Origin of the sequence: Bacillus tequilensis, assembly GCF_012225885.1 — a bacterium.
In the GTDB taxonomy this organism is placed as follows: Bacteria; Bacillota; Bacilli; order Bacillales; family Bacillaceae; genus Bacillus; species Bacillus tequilensis.
The window spans coordinates 3,767,359-3,784,401 of the sequence record NZ_CP048852.1 but is presented as its reverse complement, the minus strand read 5'-3'; the positions used below and the strand labels follow the sequence as shown (position 1 = coordinate 3,784,401).

At 45.9% G+C, this 17,043-nt stretch carries 18 protein-coding genes; 10 read left to right on the top strand and 8 right to left on the bottom strand.

Annotation, left to right across the window (positions count from 1 at the left end):
• Positions 1-95: 95 nt before the first annotated feature.
• The 4 genes from licB to licH are packed head-to-tail and all read left to right on the top strand — an operon-like array spanning position 96 to position 3,454.
• Positions 96-404 carry a PTS lichenan transporter subunit IIB gene (gene licB / locus G4P54_RS19915; RefSeq protein WP_024713184.1) on the top strand — a complete coding sequence of 103 codons (309 nt, stop codon included), beginning with the start codon at positions 96-98 and terminating at the stop codon, positions 402-404.
• 15 nt (positions 405-419) lie between these two features.
• Positions 420-1,778: a PTS lichenan transporter subunit IIC gene (gene licC / locus G4P54_RS19910; RefSeq protein ID WP_024713183.1), complete on the top strand. Its 1,359-nt coding sequence runs from the start codon at positions 420-422 to the stop codon at positions 1,776-1,778.
• 18 nt (positions 1,779-1,796) lie between these two features.
• Complete coding sequence (gene licA / locus G4P54_RS19905; RefSeq protein WP_167873632.1) at positions 1,797-2,129, top strand: PTS lichenan transporter subunit IIA; 333 nt, start codon at positions 1,797-1,799, stop codon at positions 2,127-2,129.
• Complete coding sequence (gene licH / locus G4P54_RS19900; RefSeq protein WP_167873631.1) at positions 2,126-3,454, top strand: 6-phospho-beta-glucosidase LicH; 1,329 nt, start codon at positions 2,126-2,128, stop codon at positions 3,452-3,454. The genes licA and licH overlap by 4 nt, the downstream gene beginning before the upstream one ends.
• A 32-nt stretch (positions 3,455-3,486) precedes the next feature.
• Here the strand turns inward: licH and G4P54_RS19895 are convergent, their stop codons facing one another.
• The 7 genes from G4P54_RS19895 to G4P54_RS19865 all read right to left on the bottom strand — a co-directional run bounded on the left by G4P54_RS19895 (position 3,487) and on the right by G4P54_RS19865 (position 9,858).
• A complete protein-coding gene (locus G4P54_RS19895) occupies positions 3,487-4,578 on the bottom strand; it encodes a branched-chain amino acid aminotransferase (RefSeq protein WP_167873630.1) in 1,092 nt (363 codons plus the stop codon).
• A gap of 141 nt (positions 4,579-4,719) precedes the next feature.
• Complete coding sequence (locus tag G4P54_RS19890) at positions 4,720-5,478, bottom strand: SDR family oxidoreductase (RefSeq protein WP_167873629.1); 759 nt, start codon at positions 5,476-5,478, stop codon at positions 4,720-4,722.
• A gap of 89 nt (positions 5,479-5,567) precedes the next feature.
• On the bottom strand, positions 5,568-6,746 hold the full coding sequence (gene dltD, locus G4P54_RS19885; protein WP_167873628.1) for a D-alanyl-lipoteichoic acid biosynthesis protein DltD: 1,179 nt from the start codon (positions 6,744-6,746) through the stop codon (positions 5,568-5,570).
• Positions 6,746-6,982, bottom strand: a complete 237-nt coding sequence (gene dltC, locus G4P54_RS19880; protein WP_003227325.1) for a D-alanine--poly(phosphoribitol) ligase subunit 2 — start codon at positions 6,980-6,982, stop codon at positions 6,746-6,748. Before dltC ends, dltD begins: the two co-directional genes overlap by 1 nt.
• A gap of 16 nt (positions 6,983-6,998) precedes the next feature.
• Positions 6,999-8,183, bottom strand: coding sequence for a D-alanyl-lipoteichoic acid biosynthesis protein DltB (gene dltB, locus G4P54_RS19875; protein WP_024713177.1), 1,185 nt, complete (start codon positions 8,181-8,183; stop codon positions 6,999-7,001).
• A complete protein-coding gene (gene dltA, locus G4P54_RS19870) occupies positions 8,180-9,691 on the bottom strand; it encodes a D-alanine--poly(phosphoribitol) ligase subunit DltA (protein WP_024713176.1) in 1,512 nt (503 codons plus the stop codon). Before dltA ends, dltB begins: the two co-directional genes overlap by 4 nt.
• Positions 9,692-9,708: 17 nt before the next feature.
• Positions 9,709-9,858, bottom strand: a complete 150-nt coding sequence (locus tag G4P54_RS19865) for a teichoic acid D-Ala incorporation-associated protein DltX (RefSeq protein ID WP_024713175.1) — start codon at positions 9,856-9,858, stop codon at positions 9,709-9,711.
• A 438-nt stretch (positions 9,859-10,296) separates the two neighbouring features.
• On the opposite strand from G4P54_RS19865, the gene G4P54_RS19860 reads away from it, so the two are divergent.
• The 5 genes from G4P54_RS19860 (at position 10,297) to G4P54_RS19840 (ending at position 14,638) form a co-directional block, all read left to right on the top strand.
• Positions 10,297-11,232: a 1,4-dihydroxy-2-naphthoate polyprenyltransferase gene (locus tag G4P54_RS19860; RefSeq protein ID WP_167873627.1), complete on the top strand. Its 936-nt coding sequence runs from the start codon at positions 10,297-10,299 to the stop codon at positions 11,230-11,232.
• A gap of 142 nt (positions 11,233-11,374) precedes the next feature.
• Positions 11,375-12,007: a GTP pyrophosphokinase YwaC gene (gene ywaC / locus G4P54_RS19855; RefSeq protein ID WP_003244564.1), complete on the top strand. Its 633-nt coding sequence runs from the start codon at positions 11,375-11,377 to the stop codon at positions 12,005-12,007.
• Positions 12,008-12,145: 138 nt separating this feature from the next.
• The gene (locus tag G4P54_RS19850) at positions 12,146-13,360 is read left to right on the top strand and encodes an MFS transporter (protein WP_167873626.1); all 1,215 of its coding nucleotides are present in this window, start codon (positions 12,146-12,148) and stop codon (positions 13,358-13,360) included.
• Positions 13,347-13,730, top strand: a complete 384-nt coding sequence (locus G4P54_RS19845; RefSeq protein ID WP_019259841.1) for a carboxymuconolactone decarboxylase family protein — start codon at positions 13,347-13,349, stop codon at positions 13,728-13,730. The genes G4P54_RS19850 and G4P54_RS19845 overlap by 14 nt, the downstream gene beginning before the upstream one ends.
• 68 nt (positions 13,731-13,798) lie before the next feature.
• Positions 13,799-14,638 carry a helix-turn-helix transcriptional regulator gene (locus G4P54_RS19840; RefSeq protein ID WP_167873625.1) on the top strand — a complete coding sequence of 280 codons (840 nt, stop codon included), beginning with the start codon at positions 13,799-13,801 and terminating at the stop codon, positions 14,636-14,638.
• 45 nt (positions 14,639-14,683) lie between these two features.
• On the opposite strand, the gene G4P54_RS19835 is transcribed toward G4P54_RS19840, so the two are convergent.
• The gene (locus G4P54_RS19835) at positions 14,684-16,051 is read right to left on the bottom strand and encodes a M28 family metallopeptidase (protein ID WP_167873927.1); all 1,368 of its coding nucleotides are present in this window, start codon (positions 16,049-16,051) and stop codon (positions 14,684-14,686) included.
• 187 nt (positions 16,052-16,238) lie between these two features.
• On the opposite strand from G4P54_RS19835, the gene G4P54_RS19830 reads away from it, so the two are divergent.
• Positions 16,239-16,952, top strand: a complete 714-nt coding sequence (locus tag G4P54_RS19830) for a YwaF family protein (RefSeq protein WP_167873624.1) — start codon at positions 16,239-16,241, stop codon at positions 16,950-16,952.
• The last annotated feature ends 91 nt before the right edge of the window (positions 16,953-17,043 follow it).

Below are 17,043 nucleotides of genomic sequence, written 5' to 3'. Positions count from 1 at the left end.
GGAAAAACCTTGAGTGTTTATGAAAGCGATTTCATAATATAATGATTGCAACAGCAGGACATTACAAATCAATTAAACTCTAGGGGGTCTTTTACATGAATATATTACTCGTTTGTGCAGCAGGCATGTCTACAAGCTTACTGGTGAGCAAAATGGAAAAAAGTGCGCAGGAGCAAGGAAAAGACTATACCATTTGGGCAGTCTCAGGCGATTCTGTACAGAATCATATTGATAAAGCGGATGTACTGCTTCTCGGCCCGCAAGTCCGTTACATGCTTCCGCAGCTGAAAAAATTAGGAGAGTCAAAGGGGGTTCCGGTAGAAGTCATTAATACCGTCCATTATGGCACGTGCAACGGGGCGGAAGTGCTGAAATCAGCTGAACAGCTTGGACATGTGTCATAGAGAGGAGCGGGCTATGTGAATAAAGTCAATCAGATCTTAGAAGAAAAGGTCATGCCTATAGCGGGAAGAATTGCGGGGCAGCGTCATTTGCAGGCGCTGCGTGACGGTATCATCCTTACGATGCCGCTGATTATCATCGGTTCCTTTTTCCTCATCATCGGCAACCTCCCCATCCCGGGATACGCTGAGTTTATGGCAAAAACGTTTGGGAGCTCCTGGTCTGAAAAACTGGCCTATCCAGTCGACGCGACCTTTGAAATTATGGGGCTTGTCGCCGCGTTCGGCATCGCCTACCGGCTCGCTGAGAAATACGGCGTTGATGCCTTGTCGGCCGGAGCCATTTCACTAGCGGCATTTTTGCTAGCGACACCGTATCAAGTGCCGTTTATACCGGACGGTTCGACGAAAGAAATCATGGTTGGCGGCGGGATTCCGCTCTCACTGATGGGAAGCAAAGGTCTGTTTGTCGCCATGATTATCGCAATGGTGTCGACAGAGATTTACCGCCTGATTATTCAGCGCAATTTGGTCTTCAAAATGCCGGACGGCGTGCCCCCGGCGGTCAGCAAGTCATTTGTCGCGTTAATTCCCGGCTTTGCTGTCATCTTCCTAATTTGGGCAGCCCGGCTGATTGTTGAAGCGACACCGTTTGAAAGCCTTCATAATATTGTAAGCGTTCTATTGGGAACACCGCTTTCCATTCTTGGCGGAAGCCTGGGGGGCAGCCTCGTCGCGGAAGCCGTCAAAATGCTTTTATGGGCCTGCGGCCTTCACGGGGCCAACATTGTAGGCGGCGTAATGGCACCGATTTGGTACGGCGCCATGGATGTCAACCGGATCGCCTTCCAAGCAGGTGAGGAGCTGCCTAAGATTTTCACCCAGCAGTTTTTCGATATCTGGGTCAATATTGGCGGAAGCGGCGCTACGTTGGCACTGGTTGTCACGATGTTCCTGCGTGCCCGAAGCAAACAAATGAAGCAGCTCGGAAAGCTTGCGGTCGGTCCGGCCATCTTCAATATTAACGAACCGATTATTTTCGGTATGCCGATCGTCATGAATCCGATGCTTTTACTGCCGTTTATCATCACGCCGCTTGTCACAGTAACACTCACATACATCGGAATGAGCACCGGGCTTGTCGCCAAACCGGCGGGTATCGCAGTCCCGTGGACCATGCCGCCGATCTTTTCGGGTTACCTGGCGACAGGCGGAAAAGTCTCAGGTGCAGTCATGCAAGCCATTAACATCGCCGTATCCTTTGTTGTCTACTACCCGTTTTTCAGAATGTGGGATAAACAGAAGCTGAAAGAAGAAAACGATCTGGAGCTGGTCCAAACGCCTGGTGCATTAGATGACAAAGAAGCGGCTCTGTAGAGAAAGGAAGTGAATTGCGTGAATGAGAAAATGGAGCAAATCATTTTTCAAATTATCCTTCACGGAGGAAACGGAAGAAGCTCGGCAATGGAGGCCATTGCCGCTGCGAAAAGCGGTGACGCAGAAGAAGCGCGGAAAAAGCTTCAAGACGCCGCAGAAGAATTAACAAAAGCCCATCATTACCAGACCGAGCTGATCCAAAATGAAGCGGGCGGAGAAAAAACGGAAATGACGCTTCTGATGGTGCATGCGCAGGATCACTTAATGAATGCGATGACAGTGAAGGATTTGGCTGCGGAGTTCATTGAGTTATATGAAAAAATCACTGAACAAAGGGGAGCAAGCATATGACAAAAGGATTGAAGATTGTAACGATTGGCGGGGGTTCAAGCTACACGCCTGAGCTGGTGGAAGGGCTGATTAAACGGTATGAGGAGCTGCCTGTCCGCGAATTATGGCTTGTCGATATCCCTGAGGGCGAAGAAAAGCTGAATATTGTCGGCACGCTCGCAAAACGGATGGTTGAAAAAGCCGGCGTCCCGATCGACATTCATCTTACGCTCGATCGGAGAAAAGCGCTGAAGGACGCAGACTTTGTCACGACCCAATTCCGCGTCGGACTTCTGCAGGCAAGGGCCAAGGATGAACGCATTCCATTAAAATACGGCGTCATCGGCCAGGAAACGAACGGCCCGGGAGGCCTGTTTAAAGGGTTACGCACGATTCCGGTTATCCTAGAGATCGCGAAGGACATTGAAGAGCTTTGCCCGAACGCATGGCTCGTCAATTTCACAAACCCGGCCGGCATGGTGACAGAAGCTTTGCTTCGCTACTCTAACCTGAAGAAAGTCGTCGGTCTCTGTAACGTTCCAATCGGCATCAAAATGGGTGTAGCCAAAGCGCTTGATGTAGATGTGGATCGCGTAGAAGTTCAATTCGCCGGACTGAATCATATGGTGTTCGGGCTGGATGTGTTCCTGGACGGCATCAGTGTGAAGGATCGAGTCATCGAAGCGATGGGTGACCCGAAAAACGCGATGACGATGAAAAACATCTCAGGCGCAGAGTGGGAGCCGGAATTTTTAAAAGCGCTCAACATCATTCCTTGCGGCTACCACCGTTACTATTTCAAAACGAAAGAGATGCTGGAGCACGAACTGGAAGCTTCACAAACGGAAGGCACCCGCGCTGAAGTCGTGCAAAAGGTCGAAAAAGAGCTGTTCGAGCTCTATAAAGATCCAAACCTTGCGATCAAGCCGCCGCAGCTGGAAAAACGGGGCGGCGCTTACTACAGCGATGCTGCTTGTAATTTAATCAGCTCCATTTACAATGATAAACACGACATTCAGCCGGTGAACACGAAGAATAACGGAGCAATCGCCAGCATCCCGGACGATTCCGCGGTCGAAGTGAACTGTGTCATGACGAAAAACGGTCCTCAGCCAATTGCTGTCGGCGACTTGCCGGTTTCTGTCCGGGGCCTCGTCCAGCAAATCAAATCATTTGAACGTGTCGCGGCAGAAGCGGCGGTCACAGGCGACTATCAAACCGCGCTCCTCGCCATGACGATTAATCCGCTCGTCCCGTCCGACACTGTCGCGAAACAGATTTTAGACGATATGCTGGAGGCGCACAAAGCGTACTTGCCGCAGTTCTTTAACAAAATTGAAGCGTAAAAAAAGCCGGCCCTCAGTGGCCGGCCTTTTTCTTATTTGCTTTCAGTCAGCGATGCGACTTCGGTCGTCCATCCGAATTCGTCTGTGACAGCACCTTTTTGAATGCCTGTAATCGTGTCATATAGTTTTTTCGCGATCTCTCCTGTTTCACCGTTGTTGATCGACAGTGTTTCCTCCTGCCAGATCAGCTCGCCGACTGGAGAAATAACAGCTGCTGTACCTGTTCCGAATGCTTCTTCAAGGAGGCCGTCTTTATGTGCTTGGATGACCTCATCGATTGTGATTTTCCGTTCTGAAACGGGCAGGCCCCAATGCTTAAGCAAGGCGATGACGGAATTGCGTGTAATGCCTTCCAGGATGCTTCCGTTCAGCATCGGCGTTACAATTTCACCGTTAATTTTGAAGAAGATATTCATGCTTCCAACTTCCTCAATGTATTTCTTCTCAATGCCGTCCAGCCACAGCACTTGAGAAAATCCTTTCTCTTCAGCTACCTGCTGCGCCTTTAAGCTTGAAGCATAGTTCCCAGCGGTTTTGGCATTTCCCGTTCCGCCTTTTACCGCACGGACAAACTCACTTTCAACAGCGATTTTGACAGGCTTAATGCCTTCTTTGTAATAAGAGCCGACTGGAGAAAGAATGATCAAGAGCTTATACGTATGAGATGCCGCAACACCGAGGAAAGGCTCGGTTGCGATGATGAACGGACGGATGTAAAGGGACGTGCCCTCCGCTTTCGGAATCCAGTCTTTATCAATCGCGACAAGCTGTTTTAAGCCTTCAAGAACCAGTTCTTCATTGATCTGCGGGATGCAGAGGCGATCGTTTGATTGATTCAAGCGCTCCATATTTTTTTGAGGTCTGAAAAGCAGGACATGGTCATTCTCTGACACGTAAGCCTTTAACCCTTCAAATACAGTTTGGCCGTAGTGATATACCATTGCGGCCGGGTCCATTGAAAAGGGTTGATAAGGAATGATTCTTGGGTCGTACCATCCTTTATCCGCCGCATAGTCCATTACAAACATGTGGTCTGTAAACACTCTTCCGAACGAAAGCTGATTTGGATCTGGTTTTGGTTTTTTTGTTGATGTCAATTCAACGCGAATCGTTTGTTTAGTCATGGTCAATCTCCCTGCTGTTAAATTGTTTATATTATCAAACTTATTTGAAAATAATTTATATTCTATTGTATACCTTCAACAAATATTCGCAATAGGTTTGCTCAAATTTGCAAGAAATTCATAAGAAAAAAGCAGGAGAAATTAATTCTCCTGCGTGTTCATTTGCTCGAACACCCTGTCATAATCATCCCGAGTGGCATTTCGAAGGCCTTCAACACGTTCATTCGTAATCTCTTGTTTGCCTTGCTTTAAGCCGTCCAAGAAATACTGAACATATTCTTCAGTTGAAATGCCGCGGTACGTCAGGCCTTGTTTATCTCGTGATTTTTGGTTTAAGCCCGTGTCTACCATAGGAGGCGCCATTTCAATCACTTCCACGCTTGTATCGCGGAGCTGGTGTCTCAGCGTAAGCGAGAATGAGTGTAGCGCCGCTTTCGTTGCGCAGTACACCGGATAAACAGCTAACGGGTTAAATGCAAGCCCGGACGTGACCTGAATGATTGCCGCGTCGGGCTGCTTCATTAAATGAGGCGTGAACAGAGCTGATAAATGGACAGGGGCTTGGAAATTGAGTTCAATTTCATCTCCGTCCACAAAAAGCTCCTCTGTCCCTTTTTTGAAGTCGATTTCCTTTTGAATGCCGGCGTTGTTGACAAGAACATTCACGTTCGGAAATGCCTTTAAAGCCCATTCATACAATGCTTCCCGCTGCGAACGGTCTGCAACATCACATTGCTTTGTGTGGATGTTTGGCAGCTGCTGTTTCGCTTCTGTAAGACGCGCTTCGCTGCGTCCGCAAATGATAACCTCATTGCCGAGTTCAAGCAGCCGCTTGGCCAGCTCGAGCCCGATGCCAGCTGAACCGCCTGTGATTAAAACCGTATTGCCTGTCATCTTCATGGATGTAACACCTCTTATTTCAGTTGGCTGTGATTCCTTTACTATTTCAAATCTTAGCAGGAAATATGCAGCCGCGTCCTATGAGATGCTCAGGATGAAGTGACTTTTCCGGTTTTATAAAAATCGTCAATTGCTTTATCGACGTACACCCAGCCTTTCCAGCCGATGTGGATCGTGTCTTTCATGAAATACGGGTCATATTCATGTCCCGAGAAATCAGCAACCTGGAAGCCTTTGGCTCTGATCTGTTTATTCACCTTTTTGTAATAGTCAGTGCGTCCTTTTTTCGGGAAGCCTGTGTAGTCGTACCACTTTCCGTTAACAGGAATGGTGACAAACATAGGCTCTGCACCAGCATCCTTCAGGATATCAAGCATCATCTCAAAATCCCTGTATTCCGGTGACACTGCATACGATTTTCCTTTGTTTTTCCCTTTCAGCTTAGGCACTTTCGGCTTTAGCTTTTTATAAATGGGGTTGTCAATGTGAAAATCGTTAGATCCGGAGTGGCGTTTGCCTGATTGATCTGCGAGTTTATTTAATTCAGACCATGACTTGTCTTTTACCGACTGCGAGATGTAACGCTTTGGCCCGGATGATTCCATCGTTGAATAATACATGTCTTTCTTTTCCAGCATGCTGTAATAGACCTTTGCCGCCGGTTTCAGCGCGTTCACTTTCCATGTCTGGCCGTTAACCATTGCTTTATACAGCTCGGAAAGAACCGCGTCGTTTTTCACGACCTTAAAGCGCAGCATGCGTTTCATCATGTACTTTTTCACATCAGGATCGATCTGCTCGTTAAATGCCAAATCAAGCCCTTGCAGCGCGGAAAAGTTCGGTGCGAAATGCTGTTCATCAGACCCGCGCTTAATAAACCATTGCGGAGACACGATGAATACGATTTTTTTGCCCTTCAGCTGATCCATATGGGCAGCGAAGTTTAAAGAATGAATCAATGACTGGGATCCGCCTTTCCCGACAAGGTATGGCGTGAATCCTTCATTGTTTACTTGAAAATAATTAGATGGGTGGAACTCGTCCAGCCGGGAAAGCTCAGAAGACCCGTAAACCGGAAGATATTCCGGATCTTTGAGCATTTGATCTTGTAAATAAAGCCCTTGAAACATACTTGGATTCAAGGCTGTTGCTGACTCTTTCACCCGCTTATCAGTGATGAAGCCTGTCAGCCATGAAGATGGAATTGCGATGGCGCCTGCGAATAGAATAAACGCCAAAATAATTGGACCGAAAAAACGCTTTTTCATTATTTCAACTCAGACAGCTGATTTACAATGTTATTAGGCGTATTCCAAACGTCCCGGTCAAATTCAGTGATCGGCACTAAAATATCAAAACGGTTTTCAATCGCAAGCAGCAATTCTACTGTTCCAAAAGAATCAAGCAAACCTTCTTCAAAAATTTCAATATCAGGATTTTCTTTTACGATGTCATCCTGGCAAACCTCTGCTAAAACGTCTAATACCTCTTGTTTAAAATCCATAGTCTTCTAATCTCCTTTAATGGTGATGAAATAGTTTTCCAGAGAAAATATAAAATCCGAAGCAAACGAAGTGGAATGTGATCACAATCGCGAGAATAGTTGTCCAGCGGTTGGACGGTAGCCATTTATATTTCTTATTCCACTTCTCGAAAAAGTTGTAGCATGTCATCAGCACGGCGTGATAGAGGCCGTAGATGATATATTGCGGCGCAAGCCCGTGCCAAACACCCATCAGCATAAACAGCAGGAAATACCCGATGTTTGAGATGGCCATACGGTTTTTGATCCACTTTTTCTTTGTCATCCAAAAGACGAATCTCATAAACACATAATCTCTGAACCAAAATGACAGAGACATATGCCAGCGATTCCAGAAATCTTTAATATTTTTACTGATAAACGGTTTATTAAAGTTTTCCGGGGATTTAATTCCCATAATATAGCTGACCCCGACGGCAAACATCGTGTATCCGGCGAAATCAAAGAATAAATACATGCTGTAGCCGTACATGTACAGCAGATTTCCAAGAATCTTATTGTGCGTGATCGCGGGAAGATTCATGATGAAGTACGTATTGATTGCATAGCCGATTATAAACTTATACAGGAAACCGATAAAGATTTTATGTATTCCTGTATACAATAGGTCGGCGTATTCTTCTTTTGTCCAAGCCTTCTGCTCATCCTTGACGAATCGGCGATATCTGTCGATCGGACCGGATGAAATCGTCGGGAAAAACAGGATGAAATACAGCAGGCGGTGCAGCGGCAGCTGTTCCTTCAGCAGACCGTCTCTTGCTTCCATAATCAGCTGAACGCCTTTAAAGGTTAAATACGAAATCCCTAAAAAGCTGATCAGGTTAAGCGTCGGATGATGCGGCTGCGGGTGTGAAAGAAACGGCCATATTTTTGACAAGAATAAAGGCAGAATCGACGCGATAACAGCTGCGCAAAAGACAAAGCCGCTGTTCGCTTTCTGCCGGTACGCCAGATAGCCGCTGATCAAAAGCACCTGCCATATCGTAAACAGGCATAGCGCGATGGCCCCGTGTAAGTCGTGCGAAAAAATTAAAGCCAATATAATGATGGATATGAACATGTTGTATGCTTGAAATCTTTTTCCGTTTAAGCCGAGAATGATCGTCGGCAGAAGAAGAATGCCAAGCAGTATAAAGAATAAAAACGAGCTGTAAGGCGTCATACAAGAACCTCTTCGCCAATGCGTTTTCGGTCAATTTTGCCGTTAGCCGTCATTTGAATGTGATCCTGATAGATAAATTTTCTCGGGATCATATATGCTGGAAGCGAAGCGGCAAGCTCTTTTTTAATCGCGCTTGTCAGCTGGAATTCCTTCTGGAACTCATGCTCCTCAGGGACAATAGCAGCGATCAGGTACTCAACTGTACCGTTTGGCTGATACGGGATCACGACAGCAGTGCGAACGTACTGAGACTGTCTGACATGGACCTCAATTTCCTCAAGCTCCATTCGGTAGCCGTGAAGCTTAATTTGAAAATCCAAACGCCCTTGGCAGAAGATCTGGCCATCTTCGATATAGCCGGCATCGCCAGTCCGGTATGCCCACTCGCCTTTATAAGAGAAAAACGCTTTATCCGTCAGCTCGGGCTCACCAAGATATCCTCGGCTCACACTCGGACCCGCAATCACGATTTCTCCTTTTTCTCCATCAGGAAGCGGCTGTCCCTGTTCATCCATAATGAAAATGTTCATATCCGGCTTGGCGAAGCCCACTGGAAGCGATTCGCTGCGGCTGATGATGTCATCTGTAATTTCGACGGATGTGACAGCCACCGTCGCTTCAGTCGGACCGTACGTATTAAAGATTTTTGCTTTCGGAAAACGCTCATGCAGCGCTTTTGCCACAGAAACAGGAAGAACCTCTCCGCAAAACATAAATGTATCCGCATCAGGCAGCAGCTCCTGAGAAAAACCTGGGTCCATCAGGCACATCTGCACAAAGGAAGGTGTAGATGTCCACACATTCAGCCCGGACTTCTTCAGCTCTTCGAATAAGACTTTCGGCTTATTCACAGCATCCTTTGTCACGCAGTGTAAAGTCCCGCCTGATTGAAGGCATGGATAAAGATCCATGACAGATAAATCAAATGAAAACGGAGCTTGGTTTAAAAATATTTTTCCGCCGTTGACTGGGAAGTCAGCACAAATCCAGTCTGTGAAGCTTTGAAGGTTCGAAGCGGAAATCTGTACGCCTTTAGGATTTCCGGTGCTTCCGGAAGTGTAAATGATATAAAACGTCTCGTGTTCCTTGACCCATTGATCTTGGCTGACAGAAGCGTCTTTGTTTTCCAGCAGTGCTTCTGCTGAAATGGTCTGAATCTGCTGACCGAGTGTGTCAATTGGAAGTCCGGCTGCATGGATCAGCAATTCTGCTCCAGAGCTTTCGATAATTTTCGCAATCCGCTCGGACGGAATGGACAGATCAACCGGAATATAAGGGTGTCCCGCTTTAACGCTTCCTAAGAAGGAAACGATCATGTGCGGCTCCATATGGCCGTACACAAGGACAGGAGATTTCTTTTCCCCGGAAATGCGTTGTTGGATCGCGGCAGCCGCGCGGTCAGACTGCTCCCATAATTCCTGATACGTGAGCGACTGGCCTTGAGAGCGGAAGGCATCGGTTTGCGGATGAGTTTCCGCATGTGTTTGAATAGCATGTAAAAGTTTCATAGTTATTCTCTCTCCAATTAGAAATCGTTATAAATATAAGAACCGGTATTCGCGGTGTGAAAACCATACATAAAAAACAAAACAAGCAGTATCATCAAATAAAAGCTTGTATGACATGTCCACTTGACAGCGGGCTTTTCATACAGCTGTTTCATTAATTGCAGCATATCAAAAATTCCCTTCCCGTTTTTTCGACAATCACATGAGTATTTGACGTTTAAATGCTCGAAAAGTTTCATTTTTTCCCTAATCTCCCTCAAATTAATATATCGGCATCTGCTTTTGAAAATGAACCTTTATACCTGCAAGGCAAGAATGGAAAGTCTCGAGCTGATTAATAATAAAGGAAAATGTAAATGGAGTCAAAAGGTCTTTTTAATTTTTCAAAAGCGTAAAGCACTTAAAAAAATTTTTCTCTGCCTGTTCGTTCAAGTGAAAGCAGAACCCTAATGAAATCAGGGCAGTAAGCGTATAATAAGAAAGAAAACGTCTTCTTGCAGTATCTTGTGAAATGGGGGAGAAGTCATTATGATAGATAAGGAAGCAAAAGGAGTTTTATTAAGCTGCCGGCTGAAAAAAGCCTTTTAATAGAAAGGAAGAGGAAGATGAACCAAACAAATAAGGGTGAGGGTCAGACAGCGCCTCAAAAAGAAAGCATGGGCCAGATCCTTTGGCAGTTAACCCGTCCTCATACGTTAACCGCATCGTTTGTGCCTGTGCTGCTCGGAACGGTTTTAGCGATGTTTTATGTGAAGGTTGATCTGCTGCTGTTTCTGGCTATGCTGTTTTCTTGCTTATGGATCCAGATCGCGACGAACTTATTTAATGAATACTATGATTTTAAACGCGGGTTGGATACAGCAGAATCTGTCGGAATCGGAGGGGCAATTGTACGCCACGGAATGAAACCTAAGACGATTTTGCAATTAGCTCTCGCGTCATACGGGATTGCCATCCTGCTCGGCGTTTATATTTGCGCGAGCAGCAGCTGGTGGCTCGCTGTGATCGGCCTTGTCGGCATGGCGATCGGCTACCTGTATACAGGCGGGCCGCTGCCGATTGCTTACACGCCGTTCGGTGAGTTATTCTCAGGCATTTGCATGGGTTCGATGTTTGTGCTGATTTCGTTTTTCATTCAGACTGATAAGATTTATATGCAAAGCATTTTGATTTCAATACCAATTGCAATTCTTGTCGGTGCGATTAACCTGTCGAACAACATTCGCGATATTGAAGAGGACAAAAAAGGCGGGCGCAAAACATTGGCGATTTTGATGGGGCATAAGGGAGCTGTCACTCTCTTGGCTGCGTCGTTTGCTGTTGCTTATATTTGGATTGTCGGCTTAGTCATCACCGGTGCCGCAAGCCCATGGCTGTTTGTCGTCTTTTTGAGCGTGCCTAAGCCGATTCAGGCTGTGAAGGGCTTCATCCAAAAAGAAATGCCGATGAACATGATGATCGCAATGAAATCAACAGCCCAGACGAATACATTTTTCGGATTCCTGCTCTCGATCGGATTATTGATCAGCTACTTCCGATAAAAAGAAAGACCGCATGGTTTCGTGCGGTCTTTTTTTGTTACATTCGACAGTATTTTGTAAAAAAATTCGTAGAACTTCTCAGGAGGCAGGCACGTCTAGTACATGGACAGCGGATAAAGATCCGTTAAAGGAGATGACGAAAATGGATTTATCTGTAACGCATATGGACGATTTAAAAACAGTAATGGAAGATTGGAAAAATGAATTATTAGTTTATAAATTTGCGCTTGATGCCTTGGATACAAAGTTCTCTATTATCAGTCAGGAATATAACCTCATTCACGGACACAACCCGATTGAACATACGAAATCCCGTGTCAAAAGCTTTGAAAGCATCGTGAATAAGTTAATGAGAAAGGGCTGCGAGATTACGACGAAGGAGATGAAAGAGCATATCCACGACATTGCCGGCGTGCGCATCATTTGTTCCTTTATTTCTGATATTTATAATGTTGTTAACGTCTTAAAGCAGCATGAAGACCTGCGGATCGTGAAGGTGAAGGATTATATCCAGACGCCGAAACCGAACGGCTACCGAAGCCTGCACTTAATCATTGAGATGCCTGTGAATTTAACGAATCGTGTGGAATACGTCAAAGCAGAAATTCAAATCCGGACGATCGCGATGGATTTCTGGGCGAGCCTTGAACATAAGATTTACTATAAATTGAACAATGACGTTCCTAAGCAATTAACAGATGAGCTGAAGGAAGCTGCGGAGATCGCCCATTATTTAGATGAGAAAATGCTGGGGATTAAGAAAGAAGTGGATTAATAAACGTTATGTTTTACAAAAGCGAAGCCTGACAAGGTTTCGCTTTTTTGCTTTGCTAGTACTTTCAATACCAGTATAAACTCACTTCTGTTTCTATGATTGCACCTGCTTTATCATGCATGTAGAAAGGAGGCAAACATGAAACATTCCATTTCATTATCGAGAGGTTTGATCTTTCTGATGGCGGTGACTAGCGGGTTTTCTGTCGCCAATGTCTATATCAATCAAACATTGCTTGTCAGCATGGCAGGCACGTTTCATGTGACAGCAGCACAAGCTGGGATGATTGCTACATTGGTGCAGATCGGCTATGCCGCGGGGAACTTGCTGCTTGTTCCATTAGGAGATCTATTTGAACGCCGCCGCTTAATTGTGAGTCTGCTGTTCTTAGTGGGAGTTTGCTCGGCCGCTTCAGCGTTAGCTGTAAGCTTTTCATGGCTGGTCATCACAAATTTGTTGCTGGGGTTCTTCACAATTATTCCTCAAATCCTTGTGCCATTTGCGGCAGGTTTAGCAAATGACAAGAACAGAGGAAAAGTACTCGGAAACGTAGCCATCGGCTTGGTTTGCGGAATATTAGGCGCGAGAGTGGTCAGCGGGGCGATAGATGCCCACTATGGCTGGCGCGTGATGTATTGGATTGCCTGTGCAGCGGCCGTCATCATTATGCTGATCATTCGCTTCTGCTTTCCGAAAAGCAAAGGGACACCTGCCGTTCATTACGGAAAACTCATTTCTTCATTATTTCCGCTTTTGATCAAGGAGAAAGCGTTAAGAAAAGCATGTGTAAACCAAGGGTTCATGTTCGGCGCCTTCAGTTTATTTTGGACGACGTTAGTGTTTGTGGTGAGTGAACCGCCATTCTCGTTTGGCAGCCAGACCGCCGGAACAATTGGTTTAGTGGGGATTGGCGGAGCTTTTGCAACTCCGCTGATCGGCAGGATTATTGATCAAAAAGGAGCGGCTTTTGCCAACAAACTTTGTATGTCTTTTACCTTATTGTCATTTGTTTTGTTAATGGCGGGCCGGACCTCATTGATTGTGATTGTGCTGGGCGCTTTATTCATCACTATGGGCATTCAGGCGAATCAGGTGGCATGTCAGACGGAGATTTTCCAATTGTCCGCTGAAATGAGAAGCAGATTGAATGGCATTTTTATGGTCAGCACGTTTTTAGGCGGCGCCTTTGGATCGTATGCAGGCGGAGCAGTCTGGACGCTGTTTCATTGGAACGGCGTTTGTATCCTGGGTATGATCATGATCGGCATTGCCTTTAGTTCAAGGATTACCATAAATCGAGCAACGAAACAAAACGATATCGGAAGGAAGATAGAAGCTGGTGCAAACAAGTGAACATTATAAAAAAGGGTTAGATATTCTGAAGCAAATAGATGAGGAGAACTATGAAGCGATCGTAGACAGTTTTAAACAATCCATCGCTCCGGACCTTGGTGTGCTCGCCGTGGAGTTTAATTACGGACAAATTTTTTCAAGACCGGGTCTTGATCTGAAATCCAGATTATTAGCAACGGTTGCCGGATTGACTGCATTGGGCAATACGCAGCAGTTAAAATTCTATATTAACGGAGCCTTGAATGTCGGATGGACACAAGAAGAACTCATAGAAGTGATGATGCAGATGATCATTTACTCAGGATTCCCGAATGCGCTGAATACCATTTTGCCTGTGGCTGCAGAAGTATTTGCAGAACGAAACAAATAATATAAAAATCTTCTCCTTTTTTATGTAGAATACAAATAGGAAATTCTATGCGGGAGGAGAGTGGGTATGTGGGCGGTATGGCAGAAAAACGGAAAGAGCTTGGTGAGTTTTTAAAATTAAAAAGGGCGCAGCTTTCTCCGCAAGAATTTGGATTGCCTTTAGGCACCAGAAGGAAAACGACAGGCTTGAGAAGAGAGGAAATGGCCCAGCTGTCCGGTATCGGTGTCACATGGTACACATGGCTGGAGCAGGGAAGGGATATTCGGGTATCAACACAGGTACTGGAAAGCATATCAAGAGTGCTCAAATTGAATTACGAGGAAAAACGCCATGTCTTTCTGTTGGCAGGCCATCATGTTCTTTTAGATGATCAGGATGAGGAAAACAAGAGCCTTCCCCTGGCTGTGCGGCACTTTATTGATCATTTAACCAATTGCCCTGTTTATGTGACTGACGAAAAGTGGGACGTTATTGCTTGGAACACGGCGGCTTGTGCGGTGTTCGGCGATTTTGGCCACATGGGCAGAAAGGAAAGGAACGCTATATGGCGATGTTTTACGTCGAAAGAATACCGGGATCTGCTGGACGACTGGGAAAGCCACGCCAAAAAACTCATCGCGCAATTTCGATCGACAGCCAGCCGGTTTCTCGGGGAAGCATGGATAAAAGAGCTGATCGATGAGTTAACTGAGGTAAGCCCGGAATTTAAAAAATGGTGGAACCACCACGAAGTGTTAGGCACACACGCAGGAGAAAAAGTGCTTCATCATCCGACAGCGGGCACAATGGTAATGGAGCATATGACATTGCAAGTTTATGACTCACCAGATTTGAAACTGACCATTTATCGGCCGCTAGAGAAAGAAAATACGGCAGATAAATTGAAAGCTTTACTTATAGACGGTTAAATAGTTAATTATTATAAAAAAGACGGCACCCAAGTGCCGTCTTTTTTATTTGATCTCTTCATAAATGTCTGAGGCTTTTGCCTTCATTTGTTTCTTGATGGTTTTCGGTTTCTTCTCTATTTTCACTGCCTGATAGACAGCGTTTGTCACTAGGTCGCCTGCCTGCTGGAGGCGCTCTTTGCTGATATGCTCGATTGAGTCTTCAGGGGTGTGATACCAAGGTTCTACTGCTTCAGTTTCCGGGTCTCCCCAAATAAAGTTGGCGGAATCAATGCCGGCTTCGTGAAACGGCACATGATCTGATGACCCTCCCTGTGTCAGAGACAGACTGTCAAATCCAATTTTCTCAGCGGCCGTATGGCTGGATTCCCAAACCTCGTTCGACTGGCCATCCAATGTGTTGACATACAGCTCAGACGCCTTCTCCCAGCTTGTGCCCACCATGTCTAAGTTGAAGTTCACTTCGCTCCGCTTCAGCTCTTTTTCCGATAGATGATCTACGTAATGAGAGGAGCCGAGCAGGCCAAGCTCTTCAGCGCCGAAAGCGATAAAGCGGATTTCTTTATCAGATGGGACGCTTTTTAAAACACGCGCCATCTCCAGCATGACAGAGGTTCCTGAGCCGTTGTCATTTGCTCCGGGCGAAAAAGGCACACTGTCGTAATGGGCCGTCACGTACACAATGTCTGGATGTTTGATGTTTTTGGGCTTTTTGATTCCGATGATGTTCTGGGAGGTTTGGTTAGTGATTGCTTTTAGTTGTAAGGTGGCTTCTTTTTGCTGGATGAGGGCTTCTCCATCTTCTTTTTTAATGCCGACGACAGGAATGCCGATTTTATTTCCTGACAGATTTGGCGTCACAGGCACGAGGCTTTCTCTGTTGTTATAAATGATGACAGCCTTCGCTCCGGCGTCCTCGGCATTTTTGGCTTTCTCGTAATATGTCAGGTCTCCTCTGGAAATTAAGGCGATCTTGCCCTTAGCGTCAGCGGTGAAGTCCTTTGGATTGCCCAAGCCGGCATTGTAAAGCGGAGCCGTCAGTCCTTGTTTCTCAGTCGGGGCTGAGCCGGATGCCGCCCTGAGAAGAATGTCGCGTCCTTCGGAAGACAGAGTGCCCTCAATCCGATCAGGAATATCGAATCGTTGAACCTTCACATCAAGCTTTAATCTTCTCAAGGATGAAGCGATCAATAGAGCACTCTTTTTTTCAGCGGCAGTTCCGGCTATTCTGGGACCGATTGCTTCACTTAGCTGAGAAATGGTGGAATACGCACGCTTTGCTTTAAACGGAAGCTCTCGCTCGCTATCTGAGAGCTGAACGGCATGCGCGGCAGGGGTGACACTCTGTGCCGGCAAGAGCAGCATCCCGGCAGTGAAAACAGCCATCGTCATTACAGTCAAAAGCTTTTTCATCAAAAATAAACCTCCCCTAATGTATGGATGGGGAATATTTCGAGATGCTAAGGGAATTTCCTGCAAAATGGAGAGCGCTTTTGAAAAGACAGTGCTTTATACCTGCAAAGAACGCTGAGGAGGAGTCTTGCTTGATTGAATAAAAAAAGCCCGAACAACACCAAACTAAACAAACGGGGGTGGAATCTTGCAAAAATATGTTCAATCGGTCTATAAACACGATCCGTTTCACCTTTTTTCAGCGGAGCATGTGGTGACGTTAGCGATTATTGTTTTTTTGGCCATTTTATTATTTCTTTTCCGGCGGGAGGTCAAGCGGCCTAAGGCCAGCCGGTTTTGGCGTTATTTGTTTGTGTTTCTGCTGCTTGGTTCGCAAATCGGTTATCACATATGGATGATCGCCGCGGGCAGGTGGTCTGTGCGAACTTCATTACCTCTCCAGCTTAGTGACCTGTCAGTGTATTTGTCGGCGATTATGCTGCTGACAAAAAGCCGAAAGCTGTTTGTGTTGATATATTTCGCCGGCATCGGCAGCTCGATTCAGGCGCTTGCCACTCCTGACCTCGGTATGTTTTCATTTCCGCATATCCGATATATCCTCTTTTTTATTTCACATGGGTCCGTGTTTTTATCCTGTCTGCTGATGGCGGTAATTGGGACGTACAGACTCAGACAGCGTTCTTTATGGGTGACCTTCCTGGTTGTCAATGTGTACGGAGGCTGTATTTACCTGCTTGATCGCTGGCTTGGCGCGAATTATATGTATTTGATGAAAAAACCGGGCGGATCTTCTCTCCTGGATGTTCTCGGGCCGTGGCCATGGTATATCGCTTCGGCTGAAGCGATTACGATCGCCAGCTTTTACATTCTTTATTGGCTTTATCGCATGTTCAAAACATGACACCTTTTTTGTTGTATAACACATTCTATTAAAAAAATTGTCGGAGGATCGTGTTTAATTTTCTGAAAAAGGGTATGTAACTGGTACAACA

Bases quoted from the DNA above. Each gene is read 5' to 3' on its own strand.
- licB (WP_024713184.1), top strand. From the start codon at position 96: ATGAATATATTACTCGTTTGTGCAGCAGGCATGTCTACAAGCTTACTG.
- licH (WP_167873631.1), top strand. From the start codon at position 2,126: ATGACAAAAGGATTGAAGATTGTAACGATTGGCGGGGGTTCAAGCTAC.
- G4P54_RS19895 (WP_167873630.1), bottom strand. From the start codon at position 4,578: ATGACTAAACAAACGATTCGCGTTGAATTGACATCAACAAAAAAACCA.
- G4P54_RS19890 (WP_167873629.1), bottom strand. From the start codon at position 5,478: ATGAAGATGACAGGCAATACGGTTTTAATCACAGGCGGTTCAGCTGGC.
- dltD (WP_167873628.1), bottom strand. From the start codon at position 6,746: ATGAAAAAGCGTTTTTTCGGTCCAATTATTTTGGCGTTTATTCTATTC.
- dltC (WP_003227325.1), bottom strand. From the start codon at position 6,982: ATGGATTTTAAACAAGAGGTATTAGACGTTTTAGCAGAGGTTTGCCAG.
- dltB (WP_024713177.1), bottom strand. From the start codon at position 8,183: ATGACGCCTTACAGCTCGTTTTTATTCTTTATACTGCTTGGCATTCTT.
- dltA (WP_024713176.1), bottom strand. From the start codon at position 9,691: ATGAAACTTTTACATGCTATTCAAACACATGCGGAAACTCATCCGCAA.
- G4P54_RS19865 (WP_024713175.1), bottom strand. From the start codon at position 9,858: ATGCTGCAATTAATGAAACAGCTGTATGAAAAGCCCGCTGTCAAGTGG.
- G4P54_RS19860 (WP_167873627.1), top strand. From the start codon at position 10,297: ATGAACCAAACAAATAAGGGTGAGGGTCAGACAGCGCCTCAAAAAGAA.
- ywaC (WP_003244564.1), top strand. From the start codon at position 11,375: ATGGATTTATCTGTAACGCATATGGACGATTTAAAAACAGTAATGGAA.
- G4P54_RS19850 (WP_167873626.1), top strand. From the start codon at position 12,146: ATGAAACATTCCATTTCATTATCGAGAGGTTTGATCTTTCTGATGGCG.
- G4P54_RS19835 (WP_167873927.1), bottom strand. From the start codon at position 16,051: ATGAAAAAGCTTTTGACTGTAATGACGATGGCTGTTTTCACTGCCGGG.